Origin of the sequence: Bacillus sp. 0209A, from assembly GCF_036765095.1 — a bacterium.
Lineage (GTDB): Bacteria > Bacillota > Bacilli > Bacillales > Bacillaceae > Bacillus > Bacillus subtilis_G.
Map to the genome: position 1 here is coordinate 1 of NZ_JBAIZV010000001.1, position 13,644 is coordinate 13,644.

Below are 13,644 nucleotides of genomic sequence, written 5' to 3' on the forward strand. Positions count from 1 at the left end.
TATGTTCGTGAATACACTGGCGCTTCGGACACGCCCGGAGGGCGGGAAGCCGTTTGGACAGTATTTGCAGGAAGTGCGTGACACAGCATTGGAAGCGTATGAACATCAGGATTATCCGTTCGAAGAGCTTGTCGATAAGCTTAGAGTGACGCGGGATATGAGCAGAAACCCGCTATTTGATGCCATGTTAGTTGTCCAAAATAATGATTACGAGCCATTGCATCTGCATGATTTGCAAATGAAGCCGGCAGACGTTTCTCATCTCGTTTCTAAATTCGATTTGACACTACAAGCATCTGAGGGTGACGGGAACATACATTTTCTTTTTGAATATTCAACCGCACTGTTTGAGAAAACCACCATGGAACGCTGGGCATCTCATTTGACAAATGTACTTCGCATCATCGGAAAAAATCCAGAGGTGACACTCAACCGTATCGACATCCTGACCCAAGAAGAGCGAAACCAGCTGCTCAATGAGTTTAACATCAGGAAAGCAAATCAATACGAAGAACAAACAATCAGTCAATTGTTTGAGCAGCAAGCTGCACGAACACCAAAAGCCTCTGCACTTGTCATCGGAGACAAAACACTCACATATCAGGAGCTTGACGAGTGGTCCAATGGAATCGCACACACATTGCGCAGCAGAGGTGTTAAACCGGACACATCAGTAGGCATCATGATGCCTCGTTCGTTCAGCATGGTAGCAGCCATACTTGGTGTGTGGAAAGCAGGCGGCTGTTACGTTCCCATTGATCCTGAATACCCATCGGAACGGAAACGCTATATTCTCAGCGATAGCGGAACGAAACTGCTGATGACAGTAAATGAAGCGGATTGGAGAGCTGATGATGATTTTGAAGGAGAGATCTTGACCGTCGAAAACGCGGAGACATACGACCAATCACCGCTGCCGCAAGTATCGTCTGCTCATCATTTAGCCTATATCATTTATACATCCGGAACGACGGGCCGCCCAAAAGGGGTAATGGTCGAGCACCGCAATGTGATCAGTCTCTTAAAGCATCAAAATCTGCCTTTTGAATTTGGCCATGAAGACGTCTGGACGTTCTTTCATTCATATTGCTTTGATTTCTCTGTATGGGAAATGTTTGGTGCGTTATTGAACGGAAGTACACTAGTTGTGGTCTCTAAGGAAACAGCCCGTGACCCTCAGGCATTCCGATTATTGTTAAAGAAAGAACGCGTCACTGTACTCAATCAGACCCCGACAGCTTTTTACGGCCTGATGCATGAAGATCAAAACCATTCGGATCGATTAAACATCCGATACGTCATTTTTGGCGGCGAAGCTTTACAGCCCGGCATGCTTCAAAGCTGGAATGATAAATATCCTCATACTGAACTAATCAATATGTACGGTATTACAGAAACAACAGTGCATGTAACAGTCAAAAAATTGTCCGCAGATGATATTGCCGCAAATAGAAGCAATATCGGACGGCCTCTTTCAACTCTGCAGGCTTATGTGATGGATGCTCATATGAATCTGCAGCCGATCGGAGTTCCAGGGGAGCTTTATATAGGCGGTGAAGGCGTAGCACGGGGATATCTCAACAGAGATGAGTTGACCGCTGACCGTTTTGTACCCAATCCGTATCTCCCGGGGGACAGATTATACCGAACAGGAGACCTTGCGAAACGCCTGTCAAATGGCGAGCTGGAATATGTAGGCCGTATTGATGATCAGGTTAAAGTCAGAGGGCATCGTATCGAGTTAGGCGAAATCCAAGCGGCTCTTCTTCAGCATCCGATTATTAAAGAGGCGGCTGTCATTACAAGAAAAGATGAGCAAGGACAAACAGCTGTTTATGCTTATTTGGTGACAAAAGATAGACAGGCGGCGAGTACATCAGACATCCGTGCTTCTCTAAAAACCATGCTGCCTGACTTTATGCTGCCCGCCCGTTTGATACAGATTGACAGCATCCCGCTGACTGTTAATGGAAAGCTCGATCAGAAAGCCCTGCCTGAACCCGAAAAACACGCTTATCCTGCTGATGATATCAGCCCAAGAAATGAGATTGAAAAGGTAATGGCTGATATTTGGGAGGAGCTTCTTGATGTGAATGAGCTGGGCATAAGCGCCAATTTCTTTGAACTTGGCGGAGATTCTATTAAAGCGCTGCAAGTTTGTTCCAGACTGAAGCAGCGCGGATTCGAAACGACAGTACGTGAGATGTTTGAACATCAGACTCTTGGTGAATTGTCCGCTCGGGTTCGAAAAGCTGTGCGCGTCATTGACCAAGGCCCGGTCGAGGGCGAGATCACTTGGTCGCCTGTTCAGAAATGGTTTCTTGCTCAAGATATAAAAGAAAAACACCATTTTAATCAGTCCGTAATGCTGCATCGAAGCACCTCTATACAAGAAGACGCACTGCGCAAAACGTTAAAAGCAATAACAAGTCATCATGATGCGCTGCGGATGGTATTTTCACAGAATGAACAAGGATATTGGAATCAATATAATCGGCCGATCAGTCATTCGGACGATGCACTGTATGGCCTTCAGATGATTGATTTATCAGCTCCAGAAGACACTAACGGAAATAGAGCGTATGAGCCTATTATCAAACATTATGTACGTGATATTCAGCAGAAAATGGATTTGAAGAATGGTCCGCTGCTGCAAGCCGGTCTTTTCCGCACAACTGACGGTGATTTCTTGTTTCTATCGGCTCATCACTTCGTCGTTGACGGCATCTCGTGGCGGGTTCTGCTTGAAGATTTGTCTTTAGGGTATCACCAAGCTACTGGCGGGGAGGATATCAAACTGCCGCCTAAAACAAGCTCGTTTAAAGCGTATGCGAAAAAGCTTTCTGGCTATGCAGAAAGCCAGCAGCTTATAAAACAGCTCAAGTATTGGCGCGAAACCGAAGAATATCAAACAGATGCACTGCCTTTTGATCAAATCGACGGGCCCATAGCAAACGAGAGAAAACGATCCACCATTTCGTTTACATTAAACGATAAAGAGACAGCTGCGCTTTTAAAAGATGCCAACAGCGCATACAACACAGATACTCAGGATTTGCTTCTCGCTTCTGTCATTCTCGCGCTGCGCCATTGGACCAATCAATCCGCCTTCAAACTATCATTAGAAAGCCACGGGCGAGAGGATGTATTAGACGGGATTGATGTGAGCCGGACGGTTGGATGGTTTACCGCCATTTATCCGTTATTGATTAAACTAAACGCAGACTTGCCAGATTCGGAAGAAGGCATGGTTCATGTGCTAAAAACAACAAAAGATACACTGAGACGTGTACCGGACAAAGGATTCGGCTACGGTGTCATCAAATATTTGACGCCGCCTGACAAAAAAGACATCAATTTCACAGGCGCGCCAGAAATCAACTTCAATTATTTGGGGCAATTTGAAAGCGGCAGCCCAGCTGAAGCACCTGAGGAGGACGCCTTCTCATTCTCTCCGCTTGGTGCCGGGGATGATATCAGCACAACATGGAACCGTGAACAGTCGCTGGATATCAGCGCAATCGCTGCAGAAGGAAAAATGACTGTCAATATGACTTATGACAATGCCCGCTTTGAGCGCAAAACCATCGAACAGCTTAGCGAAACATGCCGTCAATTTTTATTACAGCTGATCGAACACTGCCAGAACAAAAGCGAAACAGAAAAGACCATCAGTGATTTTGATGATCAAGAACTGACCGAGGACGCGCTGCAAGAGATTGCTGATATGCTCAGTTTTCACTAATGAATCCGTGAAGAAAGGTGCAAATGCTATGGATAAGATCAAAAAAATCAAGAATATTTATCCTCTGAGTCATATGCAGGAGGGAATGCTGTTTCATTCCTTCCTCCGCAAAGAGGAGGGAGCGTATGTTGAGCAGTCGCTTTTCAGCATCAAAGGAAGCCTCAGCTATGACTGGTTTCAGCGCAGCATTCAAACCATCATCGACCGCCATGATATTTTCAGAACTGTGTTTTTGCCGCACGTCCCGCATTTGTCGGGACCTCGGCAAGTCGTGATGACAGAACGCGAATTCCATTTGTACAGCGAAGACATTTCCCATCTGCCCACAAACGGGCAGAATGAGTATATTGAATGCTTTAAGGAGAAGGACAAGCAAAAAGGCTTTGATTTGCAAAAAGACATGTTGATGCGGATTTATCTATTCAAAACAGCTGAAGAGGAGCATGTTTGCATCTGGAGCCACCATCACATTTTAATGGACGGCTGGTGCCTTGGCATCGTTCTTCAGGAATTTATGCGGATATATCAATCGATTCATGCAGGAAAACCGCTTTCTTTAGACCCTGTCCGTCCGTACAGCACCTATATTTCCTGGCTGACAAATCGTGACAAAGAAATAGCGGCGGAGTACTGGGATTCCTATTTAAAAAACTACAGCACCCCATCACCGCTGCCTCGTGTGTCTGATGAAGAAACAAAAGAGGGTTATCAACGTGAAGATTTGATATTTTCATTAAATAAACCACTGACAGACAAGCTCAAAGAGACTGCCAAACAACACGGCGTCACGCTAGCCACCTTTATCCAGACCGTCTGGGGCGTCATGCTACAGCAATATAATCGCACAGACGATGTTGTATTTGGCGCAGTAGTATCAGGCAGACCGTCAGAAATTCCGGGTGTGGAACAAATGATAGGATTGTTTATCAATACCATTCCGGTTCGCATTCAAACATTTCAAGGCGAAACGTTTCAGGAGCTGGTCAGACGATGCCAGAAAGAAATGCTGGAAGCTGAGCCGTTTACCTGCCAGCCTTTATTTGATATTCAGGCAAACACCGCTTTAAAACAGGAACTGATTGATCACATTATTGTCTTTGAAAACTATCCGATACAGCAGAAAATCGCCGATTCCGCGGATTCACCACTGCAAATCGATCAAGTGAAGGTATCCGAGCAATCAGGATATCACTTTAATCTTGTCGTTGCTCCCGGCGAAGAACTGATCATCAAATTCAGCTATAATGCGTTCATTTACGATGCTGCCTGGATCAGCTGTATCAAAAGGCAATTTACACAAGCGCTAAGCACAGCGGCCCATCACCCTGATACGCCAATTGCTGATTTTTCTTTTCTTGATGCTACAGAAAAAGAGCAGATTGTCACACAGTTCAACAATACAAAAACAGAATATCCAAAGAATCATACAATTATAGATTTATTTCGTGAACAAGCAGAAAAGACGCCAGACCATATCGCACTTGTGTGTGGGAATTTGACTTTTTCGTATAAAGAACTTGATCAACGCTCTAATTCACTCGCCAGAGCGTTATATCAAAAAGGGTTTCGGCAGAACGAGACAGCCGGCATATTGGCTGCTCATTCTGGCGAATTCATGATCAGTGTGCTTGCCGTTTTAAAAGCAGGAGGAGCATACCTCCCGCTTGACGCCGAGCTCCCACCTGAACGTGTCAACTTTATGCTCGAGGAAACACAAGCGAAAATACTAATTATCCAAAAAGGGTTAGAGGCAAACGCTTCGTTCTCAGGAACGTGTATGACTTCAGATGCACATGCCTGGATGGAAGAGAATGATACCCCTATCAACGTCGGCTCTAGCCCGGACGATCTTGCATACATCATGTATACCTCAGGATCAACAGGCCGGCCGAAAGGCGTCATGATCACCAATCGCAATGTCGTGTCCCTTGTCAAAAACAGCAATTACACGTCTGCGTCCGTTGATGACCGATTTATTCTGACTGGATCTATCAGCTTTGACGCCGTCACCTTTGAAATGTTCGGTGCGCTATTAAATGGTGCAAGTCTTCATATCATTGATAAATCGACAATGCTGGCACCTGATCGGTTTGGTGCGTATTTGCTTGAAAATAACATCTCAGTACTATTTTTAACAACAGCTCTTTTTAATCAGCTGGCTCAAGTTCAAGCAGACATGTTCCGCGGGCTCCATACGTTATATGTCGGCGGAGAAGCACTCTCGCCTGCCCTTATGAATGCTGTCAGACACGCCTGTCCAGATCTGGCGCTTCATAATATTTACGGGCCTACGGAAAACACGACATTTTCAACCTTTTTTAAGATGAAAAGAGACTATGCAGGGCCGATTCCGATCGGAAAACCAATCAGCAATAGCACCGCATTCATCTTAGATGAAAAAGGCCGTCTTTTGCCAATAGGCGTTCCCGGAGAGCTTTGTGTCGGCGGTGATGGGGTCGCAAAAGGCTATTTGAACAGAGGTGACCTCACAAATGATGTTTTTTCTCCTCATCCTTTCTTGTCTGGAGAAAGAATATATCGTACAGGTGATTTAGCTCGCTGGCTGCCCGATGGAAACCTAGAATACATCAGCAGGATTGACAGGCAGATAAAAATCAGGGGAAAACGAATTGAGCCCGCCGAAATTGAAGCGCGCCTGTTAGAAATGGAAGGTGTGCAGGAAGCGGCAGTGACAATGAAAGAAAAAGACGGAGAGGCGCAGCTGCACACTCATTACGTCAGCGATGGCAAACGAACAGAAAAGGAGATCCGCGCCGATTTGGCGCGTGTGCTCCCGGACTATATGATCCCGCAGCACTGGGTGCGTGTGGACCGGATGCCGCTTACCGGAAACGGAAAAATAGACCGCAGCGCTCTTCCTATTCCAGAAAACAAGCCTGACAAACGGCAGGACATCACACTGCCCAGAAACTTGGTTGAGGAAGAGTTGGCAAACATTTGGAAACATGTTCTCGGTGTCCAGACCATCAGTATTGATGATGACTTCTTTGCTCTTGGCGGACATTCACTAAAAGCACTGCAAGTCATACACACATTGAAGCATCAGCAGCAAATAGACATACCGATTGATCTCTTGTTCGAATATCCGACAATCGCTCAGCTTGCCGAAAAACTTTATTCTAAACAGCTGACAGCGGCAGATGAACAGCATGTGATCAAACTGAACCAGCACGGCGCGCGAAACCTTTTCTGCTTCCCGCCGATATCGGGATTTGGCATTTATTTCAAAGACCTTGCTTTATTGCTGAATGACAAGGCGGCCGTATACGGATTTCACTTTATTGAAAATGATACCCGCCTTGAACAATATGTCAATTACATCACAGACATACAGCCTGAAGGCCCATACGTTTTATTAGGCTACTCCGCGGGAGGCAACCTTGCTTTTGAAGTGGTACAGGCTATGGAGCAGAGAGGATTGGAAGTCAGTGACTTTATTATCGTGGACGCTTATCTAAAAGAACAGCCTATCCCTATCGATGCTGGAAATGACGAATCGGCAGCTTACCTGCCTGAAGCAGTCAGAGAAAAGGTGATGAAGAAAAAAAGAAACTATCAGAAATATTGGTCGCAGTTACTGAATGAAGGGCATATCAAAGCAAACATTCATTTCATTGAAGCTGGAATTCAAACCGAAATTGGCGGGCATACAGGCTTAACGAAATGGAAAGGCGCCGCCTTCGGAAACTACAGCGAATACACCGGTTTTGGCGCTCATAAAGACATGCTGGAAGGCACATATGCTGAAAAAAACGCTGACATCATCCTCGACATTTTAGACAAGATCACTTCAAATAAAGCACTGCTGCACAAACGATAAGCGATTTACCGGACAGAGGCATTCTCTGTCCGTCTTTCTTTTTATATCAAGAATGGATAAAGAACACGAGGGAATGATAACATCATCCTTTTTGTTGGAGGCTGTTATGGACCATCTTTCTTGGCTTACTTTTATCATGCTGATTCTTGCCAGCTACAGGCTGACACATTTGATTGTATTCGACAAAATCACAGAATTTATCCGAAAACCTTTTATGAAAAAGAAAAGGATCATTGATCAAAACGGGCATGTAGATGTAAAAAACGTTCCGGCTTCTAACTTTGGGTATATGCTCAATTGCTACTGGTGTGCCGGCGTTTGGTGTGCGATCTTGATCGGATTGGGCTATCTCTTTTTGCCTCGTATTGCAGTTCCAGTCATCTTTATTTTAGCCATCGCAGGAGCACAAGCGATTCTTGAAACAGCTGTCGGTGTCGGCGTAAAACTCGTTGATGTGTTAAAGAGCCTGCAAACCATGCTAAATGATAAAAAGTCCTAAAGCAGCGCAAATATGCTTCAGGACTTTTTTCGTTTATCTGGTGATATAGACGTAAATCCTGATTTCTTCAAACCGATTAAGCACCCTTTTGCAGCCCGGGAATACCGTAATAGCGAAAAGTGAAAGTGATGTAATGGGGGAGAAGAAACAGAATGAAGGTTCGCCAAAAGCCGATTGTCCGTTTCCTTGTCAGCTTGATCATCGGAACGTTTGTCATCTCCGTTCCGTTTATGGCCAATGCGCATCCTGACAGGGAACTTAGAGCCGTATGGATTGCTTCCGTTTTAAACCTTGATTGGCCGTCAAAGAAAGGTTTAACAACGGAAGAACAAAAACAAGAGTATATCAAACTGCTTGACGATGTACAGACAATGGGAATGAATGCCGTTATTGTTCAGATTAAACCGACGGCAGATGCCTTTTATCCGTCCGCTTACGGACCTTGGTCTGAGTACTTAACCGGTGTCCAAGGCAAAGACCCGGGCTATGATCCGCTAGCATTTTTGATTGAAGAAACCCATAAACGAAATTTGGAATTTCACGCATGGTTTAATCCTTACCGTATTACGATGAATCATACGGATCTCGATAAATTGTCTGAGGATCATCCGGCACGAAAGCATCCAGAATGGGTTGCCGCTTATGGAAACCAGCTTTATTACCATCCGGGCATTCCTGAAGCGAGAGATTTTATCGTGAAAAGCATTGAGGAAGTCGTAAAACATTATGATATCGATGCTGTTCATATGGATGATTATTTTTACCCCTATAAAATAGCGGGACAGGAATTTCCTGATCAAAGACAATATGAACAATATGGAAAAGGCACGTTTTCCAATATTGATGACTGGCGGCGTGATAATGTGAACCAGCTAGTCAAACAAATCAACCAAACGATCAAGGCCGCGAAACCCTATGTCAAATTCGGCATCAGTCCATTTGGTGTATGGAGAAACGCGGCAGATGACCCGACCGGCTCAAATACCAAAGCAGGCGTCAGGAATTATGACGACCTATACGCCGACACAAGACATTGGATTCAAGAAGGAGACATCGATTATATTGCGCCGCAAATCTATTGGAGTATCGGCTTTAACGCAGCGGCTTACGACGTGCTGGCTGATTGGTGGAGCAATGAAGTCAACAATAGGCCTGTTCATTTATATATTGGGCAGGCAGCTTATAAAATCAACAACAACTTTGATCCGCCATGGTCCGACCCTGAGGAGTATGTAAGACAAATCACCTTAAACCGTCAGCTTGAGCTTGTAAAAGGAAGCATGCACTTCAGTCTCAAAGACCTCAACAAAAATCCGCTTGGCATTAAAGACAGGCTCATCACCGAGCTTTACAGCAAACCGGCATTGGTTCCGCAAATGCCTTGGCTTGACAGTGCCGCACCAAAAAAACCAAAGCTTACGAAGGTCACCAAAGACAAAAACGGAAACCTGCTGCTCATTCAAGACCACCCGTCAAATCAAAAAATGAAAGAAACTACCTATTATGCGATATACAGAGCCGAAGGGGAATCGACCAAAACATTGCTGGGAACCGTGAGAAAAACAAATGGGCAGCAAACCTTTTTAGATGAAACAGCAGACCCAAACAAGAAGTATACGTATTATGTCACTTCAGCAGACCGGCTCCATAACGAAAGCAAGGCTTCCAAACGAAAGACAAAATAAGAAGTGAGAAGGACGGCTTTCAAAGTCGTCTTTTTTTTAAAAGTGATGTTGGAGACAGGATTCTTTTGATAAGCCGCTGAATTTGTTAAAGAAAAAAAGCAAGGGAGAGACTCATATGAATATGGAAGCGGTTTTTGGACATTTCCCAGTATTGGAATCTGAGAATCTAGTTTTAAGTAAAATTGAAGAGGTGCACGTACAGGACGTATTTTCGATTTATGATAATGTCAGAGTATTTGAATACTGCGGCATCATCCCGAAACATAACATAAAAACAGTACATAAAATGATCGGCCATTTTGATAGGGACTACAACAAAAAAAGCAGAATTAAGTGGGGGATTTTTCCGAAGAATCAAGAGAATACACTGGTTGGGATTATTGAAGCGATGGATTTTAATCAAAAAGTAAACATGGTGACAATTGGATACTACTTAGGTGAAGAATACTGGGGGAAAGGGTTTGCTACAGAATCCGTCCGCATGCTTGCAGCATTTTTATTTAAAAACGTCAATGTAAACAGGATTCAAGCTGAAGTCATGCCTGAAAATGAAGCTTCAAAAAACGTCCTCTTAAAAAACAATTTTATAAAAGAAGGATTGCTCAGGCAGGAGTCCTATTGGTCAGGTAAAGGAGTTGTTGATGTAGAGATATACGGCCTTCTTAAAAACGAATACATATAAGTCTTTCCTTTTTCAAATACAATCCGAATATCAATGTCTGACAGAAGAGCTCACTTAATTGCGGGGCGAATCTCCAATCTAGTCTGGTCATACGCCATTTTAACTGATCCGGCTGAAGAAACCCTTTTTGCTGCACTTTCTTTATCAAAAACTTGATCGATCACAGTTCCCGACACTATCAAATAGGCACGCCATTGCGTTTGCGATATGGATGTATGCTATGTATGCTATGTATGCTCATCCCGTAGATGTTTTTACATAAAAAATGACCCCGTTTTAATTTTCAGACTTCTTTTGTCAGGGAATGATTACAGAACTCGCCTAATAGGATGTTACAAAGATGTGAAGGAGGAAACCACGTGAATTTTGAGCTGACAAAAGAACAGCAAATGGTGCGTGAAATGGTAAAGGATTTTGCGAAAAAAGAAATTGCTCCTCACGCTGAACATGTAGATCAAACAGGCGAGTTCCCGATTCAAACATTTAAAAAAATGGGTGAAATCGGGCTGATGGGCATTCCATTTCCAGAAGAATACGGCGGATCGGGAGGAGATACGATTTCATATGCCTTAGCGGTTGAAGAAATCGGCAAAGCCTGCGGCAGTACTGGATTAAGCTATGCAGCGGCGGTCTCGCTCGGCGCAAGCCCGCTTTATTACTTCGGAACAGAAGAACAAAAACAGGCGCATTTGACTCCGCTGGCGTCGGGCAAAGCACTCGGATCATTCGGCCTAACGGAACCAAATGCCGGATCAGATGCAGGAGGCACTCAAACGAAAGCGGTAACAAACGGTGACGAGTACGTGATTAACGGCGAAAAATGCTGGATCACAAATGCAAGCTACGCACGCACGGTGATTGTGACCGCAGTAACAGGCAAAAACAAAGACGGAAAAAACATCATTTCCGCATTGATTGTGCCAACCGACACACCCGGACTTACGATTACGAGCCCGTACGATAAAATGGGCGTCCGAGGTTCAAACACAGCGGAAATTTTGCTTGAAGATGTCAGAGTGCCTGCGGGCAACTTACTCGGTGATCCAACAAAAGGGTTTAAGCAGTTTCTATACACGCTGGACGGCGGACGAATCTCTATCGCCGCTCTTGCAGTCGGCATTGCCCAAGCCGCACTTGAAGCATCATTGGCATATGCGAAAGAACGGAAGCAGTTCGGACAGCCGATTTCTTCCTTTCAGGCGATACAATTTAAGCTTGCCGACATGGCGATGGAAATTGATCTGGCGCGGCAAATGGTGTTAAAAGCCGCATGGCTGAAAGACCATAAACGACCGTTCACAAAAGAAGCGGCGTATGCCAAGCTCTTTGCATCTGAAATGGCGACAAGAGCTTGCAATCAAGCTATTCAAATCCATGGAGGTTCAGGCTATATGAGGGAATATGGGGTAGAGCGGATGCTGCGGGACGCAAAATTAATGGAAATCGGTGAAGGCACATCTGAAATTCAGCGTATCGTGATCGCCAGACAGCTTTTAACGTAAAATGTAAACGCTTTCCCATATCTTAGAAAGGAGGAACAATGCATGGCTGAACTCATCCATTCCACAATCGGCAGACTGCTGGAACAAACCGCTGAAACCTATCCCGACCAAGAAGCGGTTGTTTATCCAGACAGACATATCCGCTATACGTACGCCCAATTTGACAGCCTGTGCCGTCAAACCGCTAAAGCACTCATGCGGATGGGGATTGGGAAAGGAGACCACGTAGCCATATGGGCTTCAAATATCCCCGAATGGCTGGCCGTTCAGTTCGCCACCGCAAAAATCGGAGCCGTGCTCGTGACCGTCAATACCAATTACCAAGCACACGAGCTCGATTACTTGTTAAAGCAATCGGATGCCGTGGCGCTTATTGTCATGGATTCATACCGGGGCACTTCTTACACAGACATCCTGAACAGCCTCATTCCAGAGCTGCAAACCGCCGAGCCCGGGCAGCTGACATCAGCACGCTATCCCTTTTTAAAAATGCTGATCTATATTGGCGATAAACCTTTGCCGGGCATGTATCATTGGGGGGATACAGAGAGATTTGCAAAAACAGTGACAGATGCTGAGCTGGAAGCAAGAATGAACAGCCTTGAAAAAGACGATGTGATCAACATGCAATACACATCAGGAACGACAGGGTTTCCTAAAGGTGTGATGCTGACCCATTTTAATGTCATCAATAACGCTGCCAATATCGCTGAATGTATGGCATTAACCTCTCAAGACCGCATGTGCATCCCTGTCCCGTTTTTTCACTGTTTCGGATGCGTGCTCGGGGTTTTGGCGTGTGTGTCCGTCGGGGCAGCCATGATACCTGTACAGGAATTTGATCCCGTTTCCGTTCTTAAAACGGTCGAAAAAGAGAAATGCACAGCGCTCCACGGCGTGCCGACCATGTTTATCGCCGAGCTGCATCATCCGGATTTTGAAGCATATGATTTATCGACGCTCCGAACAGGCATCATGGCCGGCTCTCCCTGTCCAAGTGAAGTGATGAAAGCTGTCATTGAAAAGATGGGCATGAAAGATATTACGATCGCCTATGGACAAACCGAAGCCTCACCGGTCATTACGCAAACGAGAGCCAATGATTCCTTCATAAGGAGAGTCGATACAACAGGCCGCGCCCTGCCTCATGCAGAAGTGAAAATTGTAGAGCCCGGAACATGTCAAGAAGTTCAAAGAGGCGTGCAGGGAGAGCTATGCACCCGCGGCTACCATGTCATGAAAGGCTATTATAAAGACGAAGAAGCGACTAGAAAAGCAATCAATTACGACGGATGGCTGTTTACCGGAGATCTTGCTGTCATGGATGAAGACGGGTACTGCCGCATCACAGGAAGATTAAAAGATATGCTCATCAGAGGCGGTGAGAACATTTACCCTCGGGAAATCGAAGAATTTTTATACCGGCATCCCGCTATTATAGATGTACAGGTCGTTGGTGTGCCTGATGCCAAATTCGGGGAAGAGGCAGCAGCGTGGATGAAACTAAAAGACGGAAAAAGCGTTTCATCTGAAGAGCTTAAATCCTATTGCAAAGGGAAAATCGCCCGCCACAAAATTCCGCGTTATGTGATTTTTACAGACGAGTACCCGATGACGGCTTCAGGTAAAATTCAAAAATATAAACTGCGTGAAAAAACGATTGAACTGTTCAACTTATCATGTCAATGAG

At 45.0% G+C, this 13,644-nt stretch carries 7 protein-coding genes and 1 pseudogene; all 8 read left to right on the forward strand.

Going from position 1 to position 13,644, the window contains the following annotated elements:
* Positions 1–3,745: amino acid adenylation domain-containing protein (locus tag V6D44_RS00005; RefSeq protein WP_333516197.1), on the forward strand; the 3,745-nt coding region annotated here is incomplete at its 5' end.
* A gap of 7 nt (positions 3,746–3,752) precedes the next feature.
* A complete protein-coding gene (locus V6D44_RS00010) occupies positions 3,753–7,586 on the forward strand; it encodes a non-ribosomal peptide synthetase (protein ID WP_333516296.1) in 3,834 nt (1,277 codons plus the stop codon).
* Positions 7,587–7,692: 106 nt separating this feature from the next.
* Complete coding sequence (locus V6D44_RS00015) at positions 7,693–8,085, forward strand: DUF1360 domain-containing protein (protein ID WP_333516198.1); 393 nt, start codon at positions 7,693–7,695, stop codon at positions 8,083–8,085.
* A 152-nt stretch (positions 8,086–8,237) separates the two neighbouring features.
* On the forward strand, positions 8,238–9,770 hold the full coding sequence (locus V6D44_RS00020) for a glycoside hydrolase family 10 protein (protein WP_087991390.1): 1,533 nt from the start codon (positions 8,238–8,240) through the stop codon (positions 9,768–9,770).
* Between the two features lie 115 nt (positions 9,771–9,885).
* A pseudogene (locus V6D44_RS21045) lies at positions 9,886–9,990 on the forward strand (GNAT family N-acetyltransferase); the annotation flags it as partial.
* The gene (locus V6D44_RS00025; RefSeq protein WP_442893318.1) at positions 9,985–10,452 is read left to right on the forward strand and encodes a GNAT family N-acetyltransferase; all 468 of its coding nucleotides are present in this window, start codon (positions 9,985–9,987) and stop codon (positions 10,450–10,452) included. The pseudogene V6D44_RS21045 and the gene V6D44_RS00025, both read left to right, overlap by 6 nt.
* Before the next feature lie 359 nt (positions 10,453–10,811).
* Positions 10,812–11,954, forward strand: coding sequence for an acyl-CoA dehydrogenase family protein (locus V6D44_RS00030; RefSeq protein WP_202327585.1), 1,143 nt, complete (start codon positions 10,812–10,814; stop codon positions 11,952–11,954).
* Positions 11,955–11,996: 42 nt separating this feature from the next.
* Positions 11,997–13,643: an AMP-binding protein gene (locus V6D44_RS00035; protein ID WP_333516200.1), complete on the forward strand. Its 1,647-nt coding sequence runs from the start codon at positions 11,997–11,999 to the stop codon at positions 13,641–13,643.
* The last annotated feature ends 1 nt before the right edge of the window (position 13,644 follow it).